Annotated in this window: 16 protein-coding genes and 1 pseudogene; 9 read left to right on the top strand and 8 right to left on the bottom strand. The window is 59.3% G+C overall.

The genetic code is table 11. From position 1 onward, the window contains the following. Positions 1-57: 57 nt before the first annotated feature. Positions 58-1,590 (bottom strand): cryptochrome/photolyase family protein, encoded by a 1,533-nt coding sequence (locus RE428_RS19390; protein ID WP_004580524.1) that lies wholly within the window; start codon positions 1,588-1,590, stop codon positions 58-60. 128 nt (positions 1,591-1,718) lie between these two features. On the opposite strand from RE428_RS19390, the gene hemN reads away from it, so the two are divergent. Next, positions 1,719-3,146 (top strand): oxygen-independent coproporphyrinogen III oxidase, encoded by a 1,428-nt coding sequence (hemN, locus tag RE428_RS19385; RefSeq protein WP_004580525.1) that lies wholly within the window; start codon positions 1,719-1,721, stop codon positions 3,144-3,146. A 279-nt stretch (positions 3,147-3,425) separates the two neighbouring features. Here hemN and RE428_RS19380 read toward each other — a convergent pair whose 3' ends face one another. Together RE428_RS19380 and RE428_RS19375 are read right to left on the bottom strand one after the other, a co-directional pair. After that, positions 3,426-4,508: a fatty acid desaturase family protein gene (locus RE428_RS19380; protein ID WP_004580526.1), complete on the bottom strand. Its 1,083-nt coding sequence runs from the start codon at positions 4,506-4,508 to the stop codon at positions 3,426-3,428. 71 nt (positions 4,509-4,579) lie between these two features. After that, positions 4,580-5,683: a ferredoxin reductase gene (locus RE428_RS19375; protein ID WP_004580527.1), complete on the bottom strand. Its 1,104-nt coding sequence runs from the start codon at positions 5,681-5,683 to the stop codon at positions 4,580-4,582. A gap of 292 nt (positions 5,684-5,975) precedes the next feature. Between RE428_RS19375 and RE428_RS19370 the strand changes: the two genes are divergently transcribed. Both RE428_RS19370 and RE428_RS19365 read left to right on the top strand, forming a co-directional pair. After that, on the top strand, positions 5,976-6,635 hold the full coding sequence (locus tag RE428_RS19370; RefSeq protein WP_004580528.1) for a TetR family transcriptional regulator: 660 nt from the start codon (positions 5,976-5,978) through the stop codon (positions 6,633-6,635). Further along, positions 6,632-7,099, top strand: coding sequence for a hypothetical protein (locus RE428_RS19365; RefSeq protein WP_004580529.1), 468 nt, complete (start codon positions 6,632-6,634; stop codon positions 7,097-7,099). Before RE428_RS19370 ends, RE428_RS19365 begins: the two co-directional genes overlap by 4 nt. Before the next feature lie 214 nt (positions 7,100-7,313). On the opposite strand, the gene RE428_RS19360 is transcribed toward RE428_RS19365, so the two are convergent. The 3 genes from RE428_RS19360 to RE428_RS19350 form a co-directional block, all read right to left on the bottom strand. Further along, complete coding sequence (locus RE428_RS19360) at positions 7,314-8,777, bottom strand: WS/DGAT/MGAT family O-acyltransferase (RefSeq protein ID WP_004580530.1); 1,464 nt, start codon at positions 8,775-8,777, stop codon at positions 7,314-7,316. Between the two features lie 532 nt (positions 8,778-9,309). Further along, complete coding sequence (locus RE428_RS19355; protein WP_004580531.1) at positions 9,310-9,906, bottom strand: HD domain-containing protein; 597 nt, start codon at positions 9,904-9,906, stop codon at positions 9,310-9,312. A 14-nt stretch (positions 9,907-9,920) separates the two neighbouring features. Then, complete coding sequence (locus RE428_RS19350; protein WP_004580532.1) at positions 9,921-10,706, bottom strand: class II aldolase/adducin family protein; 786 nt, start codon at positions 10,704-10,706, stop codon at positions 9,921-9,923. Between the two features lie 99 nt (positions 10,707-10,805). Between RE428_RS19350 and RE428_RS19345 the strand changes: the two genes are divergently transcribed. Together RE428_RS19345 and RE428_RS19340 are read left to right on the top strand one after the other, a co-directional pair. Then, on the top strand, positions 10,806-11,498 hold the full coding sequence (locus RE428_RS19345; RefSeq protein ID WP_004580533.1) for a Crp/Fnr family transcriptional regulator: 693 nt from the start codon (positions 10,806-10,808) through the stop codon (positions 11,496-11,498). A gap of 122 nt (positions 11,499-11,620) precedes the next feature. Next, positions 11,621-12,553: a DMT family transporter gene (locus RE428_RS19340; protein WP_004580534.1), complete on the top strand. Its 933-nt coding sequence runs from the start codon at positions 11,621-11,623 to the stop codon at positions 12,551-12,553. A 40-nt stretch (positions 12,554-12,593) separates the two neighbouring features. Here the strand turns inward: RE428_RS19340 and RE428_RS19335 are convergent, their stop codons facing one another. Beyond that, positions 12,594-13,304, bottom strand: coding sequence for an SIMPL domain-containing protein (locus RE428_RS19335; RefSeq protein WP_040883181.1), 711 nt, complete (start codon positions 13,302-13,304; stop codon positions 12,594-12,596). A gap of 184 nt (positions 13,305-13,488) precedes the next feature. Here RE428_RS19335 and RE428_RS19330 point away from each other — a divergent pair, with 184 nt between their 5' ends. From RE428_RS19330 to RE428_RS19315, 4 genes and pseudogenes are all read left to right on the top strand, one after another. Then, positions 13,489-14,406: a GGDEF domain-containing response regulator gene (locus tag RE428_RS19330; protein WP_004580536.1), complete on the top strand. Its 918-nt coding sequence runs from the start codon at positions 13,489-13,491 to the stop codon at positions 14,404-14,406. Positions 14,407-14,444: 38 nt separating this feature from the next. Then, positions 14,445-17,024, top strand: a pseudogene (locus tag RE428_RS19325) (CHASE domain-containing protein); the annotation flags it as partial. A gap of 15 nt (positions 17,025-17,039) precedes the next feature. Then, positions 17,040-19,037 (top strand): response regulator, encoded by a 1,998-nt coding sequence (locus tag RE428_RS19320; protein WP_338381170.1) that lies wholly within the window; start codon positions 17,040-17,042, stop codon positions 19,035-19,037. Then, on the top strand, positions 19,034-19,732 hold the full coding sequence (locus tag RE428_RS19315; protein WP_004580539.1) for an aspartate/glutamate racemase family protein: 699 nt from the start codon (positions 19,034-19,036) through the stop codon (positions 19,730-19,732). The genes RE428_RS19320 and RE428_RS19315 overlap by 4 nt, the downstream gene beginning before the upstream one ends. Positions 19,733-19,811: 79 nt before the next feature. Here RE428_RS19315 and tal read toward each other — a convergent pair whose 3' ends face one another. Then, the gene (tal, locus tag RE428_RS19310; RefSeq protein ID WP_004580540.1) at positions 19,812-20,762 is read right to left on the bottom strand and encodes a transaldolase; all 951 of its coding nucleotides are present in this window, start codon (positions 20,760-20,762) and stop codon (positions 19,812-19,814) included. Positions 20,763-20,765: the final 3 nt, after the last annotated feature.

Raw genomic sequence — 20,765 nt, 5'->3', positions numbered from 1 at the left:
GAGGTTGTCTGGATGGGCCACTGTTTCCCAAGGTTCCGTGAACTACAGTTCCTAGATTTACAGCTCCTCCACATGCTCCAGCAGCCACTCGGCCCTGGTCAGAAGGGCTTCGCGCCGATCCGGCTTCTGGCGATCCCAATTGCGGTACATCATACCCATGCGGGGATTACCCTCAAAGGCCTTGCGATGACGGTCGATGAAGTGCCAGTAAAGCGCGTTGAACGGGCAGGCATCCTCCTCAGTGGCCTTGGCCACGTTGTACTTGCACTGGCTGCAGTAGTCGGACATGCGCTGGATATACTTGCCGCTGGCGGCGTAGGGTTTGGACCCCAGGTAACCGCCATCCGCGTGCATTACCATGCCCAGGGTGTTGGGCAGTTCGACCCAGTCGTAGGCGTCGGCATAGACCGCCAGGTACCAGTCGCAGATGTCCTCCGGTTTTACGCCGGCCAACAGGGCAAAGTTGCCCGTGACCATCAGCCGCTGGATATGGTGGGCGTAGCCGTTGCGGCGGGTGGCATCGATAGCCTGGTGCATGCAGCGCATGTCGGTCTCACCGGTCCAGTAGAACCAGGGGAGTTTACGCGTGTTGCCGAGCCGGTTTTCCCTGGCATAGTCGGGCATCAGCAACCAGTAGATGCCGCGCACGAATTCGCGCCAGCCGATAATCTGGCGGACAAAGCCTTCCACCGCATTGAGCGGCGCCTGGCCGGAATAATAGTGCTGCGCGGCCGCCTCGCATACGCCGAGCGGGTTTAGCAGACCGCAATTGATATAAGGCGAGAGGATGGAGTGAAATAGCCAGTCTTCGTCGTCGGACATGGCATCCTGGAAGTCACCGAAACAGGGCAAGGCGAAATCCAGGAAATGGGCCAGGGCTTCCTCGGCGTCTTCGGGTGTCACTGCGAAGTGGAAATCATCCGTGGTGCCAAAGTGATCCTTGAATTCCTTGTCCACCAGTTCGATGACTTCTTGGGTAATCCTGTCCGGCTCCACCCGGAAAGGCGCGGGCGCAGGCGGTTTGCCGGTCCACTTGCGCCGGTTGTCGGCATCGAAATTCCAGTGGTCGCCCTCGGGGCCGCCGTCCGGCGTCATCAGCAGGCCGGTCTTCTTTCGCATCTCGCGGTAGAAGAACTCCATTCTTAGTTGCTTGCGACCCTCGGCCCAGCGCGCAAACTCGTCCTTGGTCGCGATAAAGCGATCGTCGAGGCGGATCTCCACCGGGAGTTCCAGCGACTTTTCCCACTTGCGGATATCCGCATCGAGTCGCCATTCCCCACATTCGGTAGTGACGAGCCTGTCGGGACTGAACTTTTTCACCTGCGCCTGAACCACATCGAATAGCGAGTTGTGGCGGCTTTTTGGTGAGTAACGGTAGTACTGGACCTGCCAACCTTCGTTTTCCAGGCGCTGGGCGAAATGCCGCATGGCGCTGAACAGCAGCACGATCTTCTTCTTGTGGTGGTTGGTGTAGCTGGCCTCATCCCGAACCTCTGCCATGACGATTCTGTCCCGCTTCGGATCCGCGTCCTTGAGCGCGCTGATGTCGGTGGTGAGCTGATCGCCGAGGATCAGGATGAGGTTGCGCATGATGTTCTCCCTGGGATGTCTGCCGGAATTACGCGCCAAGCCGTTTTCCGGTTCATGACTGACCCAGATCAATGCGTACTTCGCATCGACCGATAGACTGCCCTTGAACGTTCTTTCCGGTACCTGATATGTCCATCCAGCTTGCCCAGCAGCTCACGTTGTCCCATCGTACGGCCCAGCCGGCTGCCCTCTGGGATGACGATTTGATTCGTCGCTACGATCTCAGCGGCCCCCGATACACCTCTTATCCGACCGCCGTGGAATTTACCGATCGATTCACCGCTCGTGATACGGCCCGCGCCGCCGCTGCCAGTGGCAAACTGGGTGGCCCGTTGTCGCTGTATACCCACGTGCCTTTCTGCGCCCGGCTCTGCTACTACTGTGCCTGCAACAAGGTGGTTACCCGCAAGCGCGAGTTTGCATCGCCTTACGTAGAGCGCCTGCTGAAGGAGGCGCAAATGCACGCAGACCTCTACGGTTCGGATCGGTTGGTAAAGCAGCTGCATTGGGGCGGTGGCACGCCGACCTTCCTGCCGAAGGAAGACATGAGTCGGCTGATGGAAGGTTATCGGCAAATCTTCAATCTCGATGGGAGTGGCGACCGGGATTTCAGTATCGAGATCGATCCCCGCGAGCTCACCGGCGATACCCTTTTGCACCTGCATTTGCTGGGGTTCAACCGGATCAGTCTGGGTGTGCAGGACTTCAATCCGCAGGTACAGAAAGCGGTCAATCGCATCCAGCCCAAACGCATGGTGCAGGACGTGCTGGATGAGGCGAGGGCGCTGGGCTTCCGCTCCATCAACATGGACCTGATATACGGCCTGCCGTACCAGACGCCGGCGACCTTTGCCGAAACGCTCGACGAGGTGATTGCGCTACGGCCCGACCGCCTGTCCGTATTCAGCTATGCGCACCTGCCCGAACGCTTCTACCCGCAAACCCGTATCAAGGACGAGACCCTGCCGTCGCCTGCGGACAAGCTGACCATCCTCCACCAGACCATCGACCGGCTGTTGGACGCCGGCTACCAGTACATCGGCATGGACCATTTCGCCCTGCCGGACGACCCTTTGGCGATTGCTCAGCAGGAGGGGCGGCTGCACCGCAATTTCCAGGGTTACACCACCCATGGCGACTGCGATCTGGTGGCCCTGGGCGTTTCGGCGATCGGGCAGACCCGTGATGCCTATTTCCAGAATTCGCATGACCTGGCCACCTGGGAAAAGCATATTGATGCGGGCGAGCTGGCGACGATCCGTGGTGTTGAGTTGTCCGAAGATGACCAGATCCGGCGCTGGGTTATCGGTCAGCTGATTTGCCAGTTCCAACTCGATTACGATGCTTTCGAGGCCCACTGGAATCGGCCGTTCGGCCTTTACTTCGCGGAGGAGTTGCATCGCCTGCGGCGGATGGTTGTGGACGGACTGATTCGTGAGGATGAGGATGGGCTGGCTGTCGAGCCCGCAGGGCGGTTGCTGATCCGGGCGATCTGCCAGGTGTTCGATGCCTATCGCACGGGTGGGGCGGGAAGCAGGTTTTCACGGATTATTTGAAGCCGATCCAGTGCAAGACACCGTCGCCCAAGGCGGACGTTGAGGATTTATGTAGCGGATGCTTCAGCTTCCGGGGCAGGCCGTAGGGCTGCTGATCGATGGGGCCCTGGCGGGCCCTCTGAAGCGTCGGCTACACATTGACGTGTCCTCCTGACGGGCTGTGCCAATCCGTGCGGTTCGGATTTCGCCTCATCAGTATGCTGCGTTAAAAAAGTACGCTGGGGCTTGGATCGCAAGAAGGGGGCCGAAGCCCCCTGAATCGTTAGTTCCCTCGGGCCGTTACGCCACCTGAGCCGGGAGCCGCGCCCGCACCCGGTCTGGCAAAGAGAATTGCCCAATCCGCTTCAACACCGTCCAATATTGGCGCCCGAAACTCCCGGTGTTGTATTTCAACCCGTACTTGTGACAGATCGCCTCCACCCGCGGCGCAATCTCGCGATAGCGGTGGGCCGGCATGTCCGGGAACACGTGGTGTTCGATCTGGTGGCTCAGGTGGCCGCTCAGGATATGGACCCACTTGCTGCCGGTGAAATTGCTGGAGCCGGTCAACTGGCGCAGGTACCACTGGCCACGGGATTCGTTCTCGATGGACGCCTCGCTGAAGGTCTCCGCATCTTCGGTGAAATGGCCGCAGAAGATCACCGTGGATGACCACAGGTTGCGGATCAGGTTGGCGCTCACGTTACCCGCCAACACGACCGGGAAGACCGGAAAGGTCAGCAGTGGGAAGAACACATAATCCTTGAAGGCCTGACGCCCACCCTTACGGAAGAAATCCTTCAGGAATGCCTTCTTGTCGGAAAGCTTGATCTCTCGACGGCGAATGCGTTCGCTTTCCAGTTCGTGCAAGCCTACACCCCATTGGAAGAACACCGACAGCATCAGGTAGTTGGCGAACTGGAACAGGTGCAGCGGGTTCCACTTCACATCATCGCTCAGTCGCAGGACCGCATAGCCGTAGTCCCGATCCTTGCCGATGACGTTAGTGTAGGTGTGATGCTCGTAATTGTGGGTGCGGCGCCAGGAGTCCCCGGTGCACACGGTATCCCATTCGTAGGTCTGGGAATGGAGCGACGGATCGTTCATCCAGTCGTATTGCCCGTGCATCACGTTGTGGCCGATTTCCATGTTCTCGATGATCTTGGCGATACCCAGCGAGGCGACCGCGGCGGCGAAAACCGGCGGAATGAAGCCGAAGGGCATCATTACCCGGCCGCCGATTTCGAGGGTGCGGTGCAGGCGAATGATACGGCGGATGTACTTCGCATCCCGCTCGCCCACGTCCGCCATCACCTCGTCGCGGATGGCATCGAGGTCTTTCGCAAGTTCATTCAGTTGCTGTTCGTTCAGTTGCGGTTTCATGATTCGACTCCTTCGGTCGGCGTTCCGGCCGATCGTTCGAATAGGATTCAGCGCTGCATATCGATTAGAGATCAGAGGTCCACGGTGACCGGCCCCTGGGGCACGGAAATGCAGAGCTGGATGGTTTCCTCGCCCGGGCCGGAGGGCTTGCCGGTGAGGCGATTGACGACGGTGCCCGACGTCTTGCGGCAGCTGCACTGGTGACAGATGCCCATGCGGCAGCCGTAAGCCGGCTTAAGCTCGGCGGCCTCGGCGATTTCCAGCAGTGGCGCATCACCCCCGGACTCAACACTCTTGCTGCTTTTGCCGAAGGTGACTTCGCCGCCCAGCGGGGTATCCGCAGCGACTGCAGACGGCGCGCTGAAGAAGGTGCTCTGGATCTGGCTTTCCCGGATACCGAATTGGCTCAGCAGGTTGCCAGCCAGGTCCATCAGTCCCTTGGGCCCGCACAGGTAGACCTGGCGAGCACGAATCCCTGGCACTGCATCCAGGTGACGATCGTTCAGCAAGGCGCCGTCGCCGTCTTCCTCCGTCTTGAAGATCTTCAGGGTCAGGGCTGGCCAGCGCGCTGCCAGGGCATAGAGCGTCTCGGCACCAATCACGTCCGCCTGGGAACGCACGTAGTAGAGCAGCGTCACTGGAGCGCGAAAATCACGGTTCGCCAGGGTTGCCAGGTGACTCAGCACCGGTGTGATGCCACTGCCGCCGGCGATGTACAGCAGCGGTATCTCCGCCTCCGGAAGGTCGAATTCGCCAAATGCCTCGCTGACACCCACGATTTCGCCGCCGCGCAGGTTGTCGTGCATCCAGTTGGTGATGCGTCCGCCCGGCAGGCGCTTGATAGTCAGCGTGATACTGCCGTCGCGCTCCCACTGGCGCGGCGAGCTGGCAATGGTGAACGTCCGGTGGTGGCGGACGCCATTGGCTTCCACGATGATGTTGACGTGCTGGCCTGCTTCGAAGCCTTGCCAGCGGGGTGACGGGCGGAGGTGGAAGCTGCGGGTATCACGCGCCTCATCCACGACGTCCTGCAGGCGCGCTGGGACATAGCCACGGACCCACATGGGGTTGAGGGCCGCCAGCAGCGGATCGAAGAAAGCGCCCGGGTCTTCCCGGTTGAAAAGTTGTTTGCCCAGCCAGCGCAATGGTGCACGGGTGTTCATGGTCGACAGCATGGTTCGCCTCCTCATCTGTCGTTTTCACTCTGGTGTGTACGAGTGTTCACATTCTGTGTACGAATGTACACAGGGGGGGGAGATCTGTCAAACAATGGCGTTTTCAACAAAAGCTAAGTTTCAAGCTTTTGAAATAAATAGTTTTTTAGTTGATAAGGCTATGCTTGCTTGCGTCCTTAATCTTTTCCAGGGCCGTGGTTGGCCTGATTTGACTGCCCAGATTTCCGCCAGCTCTGCGTTTTGTGTACACTTGTTGTCCTTTGCGGCGGCCAGGTAGGTAAACCCGATCACCATGACGCAACGACAACGGCGTAAACCCGGCGAAACCCGGGACAAACTGCTGGAAGCGACCCTGACCCTGGTCGGTAAGGGGCGGCATTTTGCCAGCCTGGGGATCCGTGAGGTTGCGCGGCAGGCCGAGGTGGTACCGACCTCCTTCTATCGCCACTTCCGCAACATGGACGACCTGGGGCTCCAGTTGGTGGACCAGTTGGGACTGGTACTGCGCCGCATGATGCGCGAGGCCCGGGGGAATGTGCTGCATGCGGACAAGCTGATCGACGAATCGGTGGCCATTTTTATCAGCCACGTGGAAGCGAATCGCAGTTTCTTCTTTTTCATGGCCCAGGGGCTGGCGGGCGAGAGCCGGGCGGTGCAGGACGGCATCCGCAGCGAGATGCGTTTCTTCGCCAGCGAACTGGCCAACGACCTGCGCCGAATGCGCCTGGTCGATCACCTCAGCGACAGCGACCTGGAGCTGACCTGTGACCTGGTCGTACGCACCGTCGCTTTCACCCTGACCGACTTGCTTGGCGTCTCGCCGGACGATGACTACCAGATCGCCCAGATCCGTGAGCGCACTGCCCGTTTTCTCCAACTCATATTTGTGGGTGCCGCCCACTGGAACAGCCGTACACAGCAAGGACCCGGGCCGGGGAAAAGACAGGCATGAAGCATTGGCATCGATTCCTGGGAACCCTCATCGCGCTGGTGACGGCTGCGGCCTGGATGCTGTTCTACCAACCGGAGGCAGGCGACGATCAGGAACAGCAGATGGCCAGCTTCTCCAAGCTGATCGACGGCGTATCCCGGGATTGGCACCTGGAGGCCCTGAACAACCTGATGCTGCCGCCCATGCAGGATGCCGACCGTTACCGGCCGCTGCTCGTCGAAGCGAGCGAGCTGGGGCGCTTTATCGGTTGTGAACGACTCCAGTTAGGTCAGTTCGCCGAAGACAGCCTGGACCAGCCGCCGTTGGATCGACTGGAGACGGACACGGTCTATCAGGGCAATGGGCGTTGTGCTTTCGAGCACGGTGAGGCGTATGTACTGCTGGGGTATGTGCGGGAGCAAGATCAGCCGAAGCTGGTTTTGCTGGTGGTTGAGGATATCCGCTTATTCGACGGCGGTACGTGAAGTTTTTGGCTGGTGGCTAGACAGTTGTCTGGTGGAAAGGTCGGCAGCCCTGCGGGCTGCTCCGAAGCTGAAGCGTCGGCTACATTCCCAGTCAACTCGAGTATGTAGCAGAAGCTTCAGCTTCTGAGGCGCCAAAGGTGCCCTCTTTCCTGATAGGCCACATCTAATCTTTCACGCCACTGTATCTGTTGTTCGCTCTCTGCGAAGTCTCGCCTTACTTGGCAGAAGCCCCTCGTTTTGATCGGGCAGTCCCAGACTTCGATGCCTTTCTTGCTCCCGGCTTCTTCGACAACAGAATCAGCTCCAGCTCATCCAGCGCTTCACCGGTATACACCGCCAACCGCTGCATGCTGGGCAGCGTATCCCGGCAGCCGGTGTAGCCGAAATTCAGTGATCCGGCATAGCTGAGACACGTGATGTTCAGCGCGCCGCCGTGGGCGATCAGGGAGACGGGGTACATCGCCTCAAGCTTCGCTCCTTCGTAATACAACGGCTTCTCCGGCCCCGGCACATTGGAGATGGTGACGTTGAAGGCCGGCCGCATGCGCCCGCCCAATCCCGTCATCAACTGCAGGATGTAGGGGGACATCATCAGCATGGTGTACTGGTTCAGGGCACTGCGCGGCAGACTTTGCAGGTGTTCCTTGGCGCTGCAGGTGGAGGCCCTGATGGCGTCGAGCCGTTCCAGCGGTCCGGCCTCGTTGGTGGCCAGGCTGGCGATCATGAAGCTGATCGCCGTGCCGGTGCCGTGATCGTCCGCCGGGCGGATGTTGACCGGGATTCCGGCGGTCAGCGATGTGTCCGGCAGTTGGCCCTGTTCCAGCAGGAAGCGCCGCAGCGCTGTGCCGCACAGGTAGAGCACGATGTCGTTGAGCGAGGCATCTGCGTATTTGGCCAGTTGTTTGAGCCGCTCCAGTGGATAGTGCTGGGTGGCGAAGCGACGCTGACCGGTGACGCGGCCATTCAGCATCGACCGTGGTCCAACGAACGGCGCCGTGAGGTGATCCTCTTCATGCCGGGCGGAATGAACCAGGCGGGTCAGGGCGCTAACCAGCTTCGGGGTGCTGTCTACCTGGATCTTCAAGGCATGCAGCGCCTCGTTGAATGCCCAGTTCAGGGTGGCCGCATTTTCGCCGCTGGCCTTGCGTCCGCGCACCGGTTTCACTGACCAGGGCGCCATCATGTTGGTTTCGTCGGGATTGGTCGACAGGATGCGCTGCATCAAGCGTACACCGCTGATGCCGTCGATCATGGAGTGGTGCATCTTGGTGTAGAGGCCGAACCGGTTGTTCTCCAGCCCCTCGATGATGTGGCACTCCCACAGCGGCCGCGAAAAATCCAGCGGATGGGAGTGCAGACGGGAAACCAGCACGCCGAGCTCCCGCTCGCTGCCTGGGCGCGGCAGGGCGGAGTGGCGCACGTGGTAGTCCAGGTCGATGTCTTTATCCACCTTCCAGGCGGGCGCCAGCAGCCGCCCCAGGAAGCCGGCATTCGCCAGCTTGTAGTTCCAGGGGGGCGCCACGTCGCAGTCGACTTTCATGCGCGCAACCATATCCCGCAGGAAGGTATCCGGTGCATTCGGTGGGAGGGAGAATATCTGCAGGGTACCCACGTGCATGGGCGTATCTTCCGACTCCACGGCAAGCCAGGAGGCGTCCAGTGTGCTCAGGCGTTTCATAGCGTCCTACTGGGCAAGTTATGTGCACTTGCGTCGTTATTATGTGTTTCGCGCGAGTATAACCAAGCGGGACGAGAAGCACAGTTGCTTGATTGACGGAATGGGGTATCGAAGGGCAAAAAAAAGCCCGGTGACAATGTATCCGACCATCTAGGGTGGGAATGGCCAGTAGTCACCGGGCACCAGGTTGGAGACGCAACAGACTAAAAGACGGTGAGTCGAGACATGCCCTGTGCGGAGGGTGTGTCTCTGGAGCAGCGGTCCGTCCCCTGCGTTGAGGACCCTGGAATCCATGGTCGCTCCACCATCGATTCCCCACCACTGAACTCCGTCTCTCATGATTAACCGTAGTACGCGCGAGCCGGTGTGGCACGTTAAAATCCGGTAAATGACGGAGGTGTAAGGCGGCGGTAATTGCTAGGGCACCAGTTAGGGGGTCTTGCCCGGCTGAACATTAAGGAAGGCAGGTGTAAGCACGGATTGAGAGGTAGAATGGGAACCGTGTGTATCGGTCCCCATCTGCATGGGACGGTCAGGCCTCTTCGCTCATCGCCTTCTTGTAGAGCGACTTGCGCGGCTTGGCCAGCACCCTTCGCAGCATCGGTTCGAAATAAGACAAAGGCAGGGTTTCCGCCTCCGGATCGAAGGCCGGAGAGTCATACTTGCTGACGAACTCCAGGGTGCGTTTGTAGTAGGGATGGTCCTTGAAGTTCTCCCGCATGTTCGGGTCCAGGCCCAGGTAATGGAAGAAGTAGTACCCCTGGAAGATGGCATGGTGCTTGACCATCCAGTGGTTCTCCTCGCTGACGAAGGGTTCCAGCAGGACCGCGGCGACATCCGCGTGATTGTAGGTCCCCAGGGTGTCACCAATATCGTGCAATAGGGCGCACACTACGTACTCTTCGTCCTTTCCGTCCCGATGGGCCAGTGTCGCGGTCTGAAGGCAATGGGTCATACGGTCCACCTTGAACCCGCCGAAGTCGCCCTCCAGCAGTTTCAGGTGATCCATGATCCGATCGGGCAGGGACTTGGCGAAATCCCCGAATGAGGCGGCGATGGTATGCCAGTCTTCGGCGGTGCCGTCCTTCATATGGGTGAACTGGGCGCGGGTCTGGTTTTCGCTACTCATGTTCTATCCCCCAATTATTCGCGGAAACTTGGATCGATACGGTCGAGCTTGCGCAACAGGCCCGGCCACGCCAGGTTGCCGCCCATACCCTTGGTGACCTGGGCGGCCTGCTGCTTGATGGTGTCGACGATGCCGCCCGGAATCGGCGTCAGCTCGCGGTTACCGGCCAGGGCACCGATCTGGATTTCGCAGGCCCGTTGCAGGATAAACATGCCCAGGAACGCGTCCGCGATGGAGCTTCCGACGGTCAGCAGGCCATGATTGCGTAGGATCATGAAGTTCGACTCGCCGAGGTCCGCCTGCAACCGGGCTTTCTCGTCTTCGCGCAGGGCGACGCCCTCGTAATCGTGATAAGCCAGGTTGGACAGCGGAAACAGGCTCTGTTGTGACAGCGGTAGCAGGCCGTCCTTCTGCGCCGATACCGCAACCCCTGCAGTCGTATGCGTGTGCATCACGCACGCCGCGTCCTCGCGCACCGCATGGATGGCACTGTGGATGGTGAAACCGGCGGGATTGATGTCGTAGTCGTCCGGATCCAGCTTGTTGGCTTCCTGGTCCACACGCACCAGGCTCGAAGCAGTGATTTCCTCGAACATCATGCCGTAGGGGTTGATCAGGAAGTGGTGCTCATCGCCGGGAATGCGGGCGGAGATATGGGTGAAGATCAGGTCGTCCCAGCCATGCAGGGCGATCAGGCGATAGGCGGCTGCGAGGTCCACCCGCAGTTGCCATTCCTCGGCGCTGACTTTTTCCTTCTTCGACGGCAGGGTCGGCGGATAGGGATTCACGGCTGTATTCATGGTTCACCTCTCATCGGGTGTATTGTCGTTGTTTTGCGAATACATCCAGTCTAGAACCGGGACAGGTGCGAATACTGTCAATTGGTTTACACTTGCCCGATGATCGACACCCGCGCCGTTATCCGACAATGCCCCATCTTCGCCGGCTTTCCCGATGCCGCCATCGACGAAGCGGCCAGCCATGCCCGCATCCGCCACTTCGACCCGGACGAGGTCATCTACGACAAGGGCACGTTGCAATCCAGCATCTGCGTCATCGCAGAAGGAACGGTGCGGATCAGCTCGGTCAACGCCGAGGGTAGGGAGGCGGTCCTGATCATCTTCGACCACGGCACCTGGTTCGGCGACACCGTATTCTCCCCTCGGACGCCGCGCGTCTATGGAGCCCGGGCACACGAAGCCGCAACGATTGTCGACCTGCCAGGGGAATACTTCCGCACCCTGATGCAGCGCTATCCGGAGAGTTACCCGGTGGTGTTGGACCTGGTGAGCCAGCGTTTGTGGGCGGCGATGTCGATGATCGAGGACGACGCCCTGCGCGGCACCCAGACCCGGGTGGGACGGCGCCTGCTTTTCTTGGCCCAGATGCACAGCGGCGGCCACATCCGTTCCGAATCGGTGACCTTTCGCCTGACCCGGGAGCACATCGCCAACATGATGGGCATGACTCGCCAGGGCGTGCACAAGGTCCTCAAGAATTTCGAAGCCGAGGGCCATATCGCCTTCAGTTACGGCCGGGTGACGGTGAATGATCCGGTGGCTTTGGAGCAGTATTTACTCACGCTCGACTGATCGAACGTGCCCCCGCCCTTTGTCGTCGACGCCCACCATATCCATGCGCAACTTCCGGAGTGCTGAACGGTTGAGCTTCGTCTAGTCTTGGCGCCATCAACTGATTGGCTGGAGGTCCGACGATGAGTGAATCTGCCCTGCGCATGGGGCGTCTGGAGTGGACGCTGCTGATCCTGCTGTCCGTCCTTTGGGGCGGTTCCTTCTTCTTTGTCGGCGTGGCCGTCCATGAATTGCCGCCGTTCACGATCGTGGCGCTTCGGGTGGGGCTGGCGGCACTGACACTGTTCGTGGTCATACGGCTGATAGGACTGCGCATGCCGTATGCGCCGCGAATCTGGCTGGCGTTCTTCGGCATGGGGTTCATCAACAACATGGTGCCGTTCAGCCTGATTGTCTGGGGACAGACGCACATAGCTAGCGGTTTGGCCTCGATTCTCAACGCGGCAACGCCCCTGTTCACCCTGGTCGTCGCGCATCTCTTTACGGCGGACGAGAGGATGACTCCGGCCCGCGTGGCCGGTCTGGCGGTGGGCTTTGCCGGTGTAATCTTTATTATCGGGCCGGACGCGCTATCCGGTATCGGCCAGGATGTGGCGGCGCAATGTGCAATTCTAGGTGCTGGGCTGGCTTACGCCTTCAGTGGTGTCTTCGGGCGGCGTTTCCGGCGCATGAACATCCCGCCGATGGTAACGGCCACAGGGCAAGTCACGGCGTCCACCGTGCTGATCGTTCCGGTTGCCCTAATGGTGGAGCAACCCTGGCAGCTATCGGCGCCCGGCGCCGGAACCTGGGCGTCCGTGTTTGCGCTGGCGATCCTGTCGACTGCTCTGGCCTACATTATCTACTTCCGTATCCTGGCTGTTGCCGGGGCGACTAACCTGCTGCTGGTTACCTTCCTGATTCCCGTAAGTGCGATTCTGCTCGGCGTGGCATTCCTCCACGAAATGCTTGAGCCGAAGCACTTTGCGGGCATGGCGCTGATTGGACTGGGATTAATGTTGGTGGATGGGCGGCCGCTGCGTCTGCTAACGCGAACGAAGGTGCCATCCAGCTGAAGTTTGGCCGTTCAAGAAATCTGTCTATCCAGAAGCTTGGCTATTCAAGGTAATACTCGACCGTCGACACCACCCGCACGGTTTTCACCGGCTGCTGCTCTTCGGTAATCCCAGGCGCCTGGTCCCTGGGCAGGATCTGGAACACACCCTGGTTGGCACGACGCAGGCCACCCAGGTCGGTTTTCGCATCCCGGGCGAACTGCTGCGCCGCCTCACGTGCTGCTGCGGTGGCCTCGGCAATCATCTCGGGCTTGATCTCGTTGAGATTATCGAACAGGTAGGTGGGACCGCTGGGCCCGTAGTCGCTGGACAGCACCACACCGGAATCCACCAGGTCGCTCACCGCCTGGGCGGCCTGTTGCACCTTGTCGATGGCGGTGGAGCGTACCATCAGCGTCTGGTTGATAATGAAGCGTTTACCGCCGCTGTTGCTTTGGTAGGGATTGGCCTGGGTGTCGGTGACGTCCAGCCGCTGCAATTCCACCGCGTCGGTATTGATGGCCTGTAACTCCAGGAAGCCGATGATGGTCTCACGACTCTTGCGCGCCTGCTCCTGGGCTTCCGGCAGGGTGTCGCCGGTGGCGATGAATCTAATGGGCCAGAGGGCCAGGTTGGCCTGCACCTCACGCTCGGCTACGCCTTTCACGGTGACGAAGCGGTCGCCGGTCTTGATGTCGCGGAGGCCCTGAGCGGAAATGAAGGCAGCCAGTATGAGAGAAATCGAGAGGATAACGCTGGCAGTGATTTTCAATGTGCTAACCTCAAAGAAGAGTTCTTGCCTCGCCATTCATACACAAAACATCCAACGGTGGCTACCGAAGAGATCAGGGTGCGGCATGACGCGATCCATCATGGTCAGCGTACCGTAAGCAAGTGGGAAACGGCCTTTTTGCCTGTGGCCGATTGTCGAGTCTTATGATGTGAGGAGCTGTTGATTGTCAGAACTATTGGATACGGAGCCGACGCTCCTGATCATTGATGACGACCCGGATACCATTCAGATCCTGAGTTCGATTCTCGCTGACCAGGGCCGGATCCTGTTTGCAACGAGCGGCGAGCAGGGCCTGCGTATGGCTGAAAACTATTGTCCGGATGTCATTCTGCTGGACCAGAATATGCCCGGGCAGAACGGATATGAAACCTGTCTGCAACTCAAGCAGAACCCGGCGACGCAAGAGGCGTCTATCGTATTCGTGACCGCCCAGAGCGAAGTTGGCGACGAGTTAAGGGCATTCGAGGCGGGGGCGCAGGATTTCATAAGCAAGCCATTCAGCCCGGTGGTGGTAAACGCGAGGATTCGCAATCAACTGACCATCAAGAGGCAGTCGGATGTCCTGAAGCAGCTGGCTGATCTTGATGGTTTGACCGGTGTATTCAATCGCCGGTACTTCAATCGATTGGGCGAAGTGGAAGTGCGTCGTCACTATCGCCAGGGGTTCTCCCTCGCCATTGCATTGGTGGATGTCGACCACTTCAAGGCCTTCAACGATCTGCATGGCCATGTTGCAGGTGACGATACCCTTAGGGATATCGCCCAAGTTCTCAACGGTGCCGTTCGTCGTCCGGGAGAGTTTGTCGCACGGTATGGGGGAGAAGAGTTCGCGATTGTGCTGCCATACACCACATATGAGCAGGTTAGCCGGGTGGGGGAATGGCTGTGTTCCAACATGCGATCACGGGCCATCCAGCACGGTGGATCGCCTGTCTCAGACGTTGTGACGGTTAGCGTAGGACTGGCGGCGGGTACGCCAGGTCGTGACACGACGCTTACGCATTACGTCCAGCAAGCGGACACCGCCCTGTACAACGTCAAGCAGGGCGGCAGGAATGGGTTCGAGTGCGTGAGTGTTTGATTGCTCGTCGTCGAGCGCAACGCTGGGTGGACTAAGCGATGGTCGAACACGATGCCGGGCTTAACAACGACGGATCGACAGCGTCCGGCCTGCTTTACGGTCTTGTTCTTTTTGTTGTCTACGTCGCCGCTGGCTACCTGAGCCTGAGGCTCGCATTTGCTACCACTAACGTTTCTCCCGTGTGGCCGCCGACCGGGATAGCCGTCGCTGCCCTTCTGCTTGGTGGTTTGCGACTGTGGCCGGCGGTTGCCCTGGGCGCCTTTACGGTCAATCTGCTCAGTTTCCCGGGCAACGGCGAAGGGTACGTCACCGTGCTGGCCTCTATGGCGATCGCCGTTGGCAATACGCTGGAAGCGGTGGTGGCTGCCTATCTTACCAACCGTTTTGCCCGTGGCTCAGCGTTGTTCGATCAACTTGTCAACGTCTTCCGATTCGTTCTCAGCGCTGGCCTTGCCTGCGTGATCAGTGCCACGATAGGTGCACTGACGTTGCTCGTGGCCGGCTTCGTGTCGACCGGCTCGGTAGCTGGAGCGTGGCTGACCTGGTGGCTCGGTGATCTCGTTGGGCTGCTGATCCTGGTTCCGCTTTTCGTTTCTCTCCTCAGGCTGGACGAAGAGGACACCGCGCCTGACTGGGCCATGGCCAGCCTTCTGGTCATCTTCACCGCCCTCATCAGCGTCCTGGTCTTCTTGCCGGAGATCGGGTCTCGCGACGTTAAGCAATGGTTTCTTTTCCTGTATGTACCTTGCCTCGCAGTTTCCGCATACCGATTTGGCGTCCGGGGCGTTTCCTTGCTGACGACCGCGATTGCGGCGCTTTCGATCATGGCTACGCTCGATGGTAAAGGCCCCTTTGTTTTTGGGACGTCTCACGCATCGCTCATTGCATTGGATTGCTTTCTCCTGCTCTGGATCCTGACGGGCATCGTGTTGGCCACCGATCTTCGCGAGCGTGCCAGGACCTATGAGCAAAATCTCAAGGGTTTCTCGATACCCTGGGCCGTGCTGATGTTCGGGTTAATCGTAACAGCGGCGGCATGGCGCCTGACCATGGCGAATACTGAGCGCGAGGCGGACGAGCGATTCCGCTCTACTGCATCGTCGATAGAAACCCGGATTTCCGATCGTATGCGGGACTACCAACAGGTATTGCGCGGCGCCGCTGGCCTCTTCTATGGATCGAGTACGGTGACGGCGCGGGATTGGCAGCGCTATGTCGGTGGGTTGCAGCTGGAGGAGGGATACCCCGGGATACAGGGCGTCGGCTACGCGGAGTACTTGGTTGGAACGCGTCAGGTCAGGTCATTTGAGGACTTTGTGCGGTGGCAGGGGTTTCCCGATTTTACCGTTCATCCCGAGGGTCCGAGGTTGATCTATACGCCGGTGACCTACCTTGAACCGTTCGATTGGCGCAACCAGCGGGCCCACGGCTACGACATGTTTTCAGAGCCTAACCGTCGCTGGGCGCTTGTTCGCGCTCGGGATAGCGGCAGGGCATCGATTACCAGGAAGATCGTTCTGGTGCAGGAGACCGACGTGGGCGTACAGGCGGGCTTTCTCATGTACTTGCCCGTATACCATGGCGACGAGTTGCCAGAAAGCCTGGAACAGCGCAGGGAGCGGATCAAGGGCTACACGTATAGCCCCTTTCGCATGAATGACCTTGTCCAGGGGATCCTTGGCGAACAATTTCCATTAGTGGGCGTGGAAATTTTCGACAATACCCAGGCTGACGAACAACATTTACTTTATCGAAGCCATTCTGAGTTTGAAGTGACGGACAGATCCGGTGAGATTTATGCGTCGACTTCGGCGGTTCGGATTGCAGATCATACCTGGACTATCGGTGTCTATGGACTGCCCGCCTTCGTCCGGTCGATTGACTATCAAAAGGCGCAGATTGTCCTGATCAGTGGCATCCTGATTAGCCTTCTGCTTTTCGCGTTCGTGCGGGCCCTCACCGTCACCCGTTCGAAGGCCCTTTTACTCGCCAATGAAATGACAGTAGCGCTACGCGCGTCCGAGGGTAAGTTCGCCACGCTGGCCGAAAGCGCCAAGGAAGCCATCTTCATTGTTTCCAGCGATGGCGTTGTCCACTCCTGGAACCGTTCGGCATCGATCATATTCGGTTATTCGCGGCAGGATATGATCGGTCGGCTCTGAACTGTGCTGGTGCCCACCGAACAGGCCCACGACAAGATGAATGAGCTCCGTGGACTGGCGAGGCGTTCGAACGAGGATTTGTCTGAACGGACTCTTCACATCGAGTGTGTGCGTCGTGACGGCGACCGTTTTCCGGCCGAGTTCTCGCTGTCCAAGTGGACGTCTGGCGACGACACCTATTTCGGCGTCATCTTGAGGGACGTCACGGAAAACAGGCTTGCCGAACAACGGCTGGATGATGCTCGCCGGGAAGCGGAGGCCGCCAGTAAAGCCAAGACCGAGTTCGTCGCGAATATGAGTCATGAGATCAGGACGCCGATGAACGCGATGCTCGGAATGACCCAGATTCTTGCGAAGACACCATTGACCAACGACCAGCAGCGTTATGTCGGCATGGTCCAGACCGCCGGGCGCTCGTTATTGGCTATCCTCAACGACATTCTCGATTTTTCCAAGATTGAAGCGGGAAAGATGACGATCAATCGTGAGTCTTTCAGTCTCGACGACCTTGTCGCCAGTCTTGCTTCGATAATGAGCCTTGATGCGTCCGACAAGAAACTGGAATTGGCGATAGGTGTAGAGCCCGACGTGCCAAGAGGCTTGATCGGCGACGAATTGCGTATCCGCCAGGTACTTATCAATCTGATAAACAACGCAATCAAGTTTACCGAACGCGGGGGCGTATCGTTACTGATTCGTCTCGTGGAAGGGAATGCGGCGGACGTGACCGTCGAGTTCATCGTCCGCGACACGGGCATCGGTATGACGGAAGCTCAACTGGGCAACCTGTTCGAAGAGTTTACCCAGGCCGATAGCTCCATGACACGCCGCTTTGGCGGAACCGGACTGGGACTGGCCATTACCCGAAAACTGGTTTATCTGATGGGCGGCATGATCGACGTGTCCAGTCGTATTGGTGAGGGCAGCGAGTTCACTGTGAGTTTGCCGTTGGGCATAGCACCCTTCAGGACAGATTTGGCAGTGTCGCCGACGATCAATCAACTCAGTGTCTTGCTGGTCGACGACAACCCTATATCGATGGACTACCTCGCGAAAACATTGCGCACCTGGAACTGGAAGGTGGATGCACAGCTTTCTTCGAAGGAGCTCCTCGATAATCTTGAACGCCGTAGTCAGGACGCGAACTACGACATTTTCCTGATTGATTGGATAATGCCTGAGGTAGACGGGCTGGATATAGCGCGCTATCTGCGCAGCCACGCCAAGTTCAGCGAGGCCGTCATCATCTTGATGCTGGATGCCTATGCCCGCGAAAAGGTAGCCGATCCAGAGGCAACCGAGCTGGCGGATGCCGTCCTGTTAAAACCGGTGACCAGTTCAGACCTTTACGATCGCGTTCTCGAGTTGGTGGTCAGTCGCAATGGGCAGCGACTATCCTCCGGGGTATCAACGACCCGGGGCCAAGAGAGTCTTAAGGGCGCGCGCCTGCTGCTGGTCGAAGACAACAAGCTCAACCAGATGGTTGCAACAGGATTCCTCGAGTCTGCGGGGGCCGAGGTGTACGTCGTCGCCGATGGGCAGCTTGCGGTGGATAAGTTGCGGTCGTCTCCTGACGGTTACGATCTCGTCTTGATGGACGTGCAGATGCCCGTACTGGATGGCATTTCCGCCACGCGAATAATTCGTGGGCAACTTCAGATTGACGTTCCGATCCTGGCTATGTCCGCCGGTGTCCTGGATACAGAACGCCAAACCTGTCTGCGTGCCGGCATGAATGGGTTCATCGGTAAGCCTGTCGATGAGAGTGAGCTTATACATCTGGTCCGCGCCCACCTCCGCCATGACCGTCAGCGGGATCGAGTATACGCGTCGGCAGCCGAGCCAGAGAGAAACCCGAACCAAGCCCGGTTTTCGACACCATCTGATTTGAGCCGCGATCACCTCGAATCGCTTCTGGATGCGAGTCCTGAAAGCCGGGCAGCCCTCCTCAGTGTGTTTGGCTCTATGGTGGATAAAGGCAGTGCGCCTCTCGACGAGGCTTACAGAGCCTGGAAAGAAGGCGACAACGAAACGGCCGCAGCCGCGCTGCATACATTGCGTGGCGCTGTCGGTACCCTGGGAGGCCGTCGGTTTGCCGATATCGCCCTGCACCTTGAGAAGAGCCTCCATACTGACGGCGACAATACGCTGGAGCCCTTATGGGCGCACGCCCGCTCTGAACACGAAGGGGTTCTGCACGCGGTACGGAAATGGCTGGATCAGCTAGAGCACGCCGGTGAGATGCCGCCGGAAAAACCACCCGTAGCCATCACAGCTGAAGAACTCGGCGAATTGCATGAACTGCTCGCCCAGCACAACCTGCGGGCGCAGACCCTGTTCTTGAGCTACAGGGCATCGCTTGCCACCGTCCTCTCGGCGGAGACCATGGCCGAAGTGGATGATGCCATGCAACGATTGGACTACGATTGGGTAGCCTCTGTGATAACGGAACTACAAGGAGTGTCATGAAAACCATCGGCCTGCTGGGCGGAATGAGCTGGGAATCCACCGTGAGCTACTACCGGGCGCTGAACGAGGGCGTCAAGCGGGCGCTGGGAGGGCTGCATTCAGCACGTATCGTGTTGAACAGCGTGGACTTCGCCGAGATAGAGACGCTGCAAAAATCCGGTGATTGGCCGGCGACGGCGAATATCCTGTCCAGAGCGGCGCAGTCCGTCGAATCGGCCGGTGCCGATTTCCTCCTCATCGGCACCAACACCATGCACAAGGTGGCGCCGGAGATCCAGGCGGCCATCTCTATCCCCCTGCTGCATATCGCCGACGCCACGGCAGAGAAGCTCAAGGCTGACGGCGTGCGTCACGTGGGCCTGCTGGGTACCCGCTACACCATGGAACAGGATTTCTACAAGGGGCGCATGCGCGACCTCTACGAGATGGATGTGCTGGTGCCGTCGGAGGACGAACAGGCCGTCATCCATCAGATTATCTTCGAGGAGCTTTGCCTGGGCATCATCCGTGACGAGTCACGCCAGCGTTACCTGGCGATTATGGACCGACTGCACGAGCGTGGGGCCGAGGCGATCATCCTGGGATGCACGGAAATCGCGCTTCTCGTCGAGCCGGAGCACACTTCGATTCCTCTCTACGATACAACCCGGATCCATGCGGAGGAGGCCGTCAGGCTTGCTCTGATGGAGCTCTAGCTCCGCATGGAGCAACAAAGTGGATACCGGGGCCCCACGAGCAGGGGCCTGGGACCCACTCCATTAAGACCGGGCTTTCTCACCCCATGCGTTCGGCAATCCGCTTTTCCAGTTCCTCCTGATCCGCGGCAAAGCGTCGGATGCCTTCTGCCAGCTTGTCGTTAGCCATCGCGTCCTGATTGTGACCCCAGCGGAAGTCGGCCTCCGTGACGGGCGCCAGTTGTTCGCTTGCCTCACCGATATCGCTGATCCGCTTCTCCACACCGCCGTCGCTGGCGTCCAGTTCCTCCAGCAGGGCGGGAGAAATCGTCAGTCTGTTGCAGCCAGCGAGTGCGAGGATCTGGCCGGTATTGCGGAAGCTCGCGCCCATCACGACGGTGTCGTAGGCATAGGTGCTGGCGATACTGCAAACGGTGCGAACGAACTGCACACCGGGGTCATCCTCGGGCCCGTAGTCCTTGCCGGTATTGGCTTTGTACCAGTCGGTCACCCGGCCCACGAACGGCGACATCAGGTGCACGCCCGCGTCGAAGCAGGCGCGGGCCTGGGCTTCGCTGAAGAGCAGGGTGAGGTTGCACTGGATGCCTTCTTTCTCCAGTTGTTCGGCTGCGCGGATGCCTTCCCAGGTCGACGCCAGCTTGATCAGCACACGCTCGGCGCCGATGCCGCGCTGTTCGTAGAGGGAAATCAGGTCATGGGCCTTGCGGATGCTGGCCTCGGTATCGAAGGACAGCCTGGCAGCCACTTCGGTGGAGACCCGCCCCGGGATCAGTCCGGCAATCTCGCTACCGATGGCCACGGAGAGGCGATCCACGGCCTGCTCGACGCGGGCGTCGGAGTCGTCGACCTCGCGTTTCACTTCCGCCAGGGTCTCGTCGATCAGGCTTTGGTGACTCGGGAGATCGAAGGCCTTGAGAATCAGTGAAGGATTGGTCGTGGCGTCGTGGGGTTGGTAGCGGCGGATGGCGTTGACGTCGCCGGTATCCGCCACCACCAGTGAATGGCTTTTGAGGGCATCGAGCTGTGTCATTGT

The organism is Marinobacter nanhaiticus D15-8W, assembly GCF_036511935.1.
GTDB lineage: Bacteria > Pseudomonadota > Gammaproteobacteria > Pseudomonadales > Oleiphilaceae > Marinobacter_A > Marinobacter_A nanhaiticus.
This window is presented reverse-complemented; position numbering and strand designations above follow the sequence as displayed.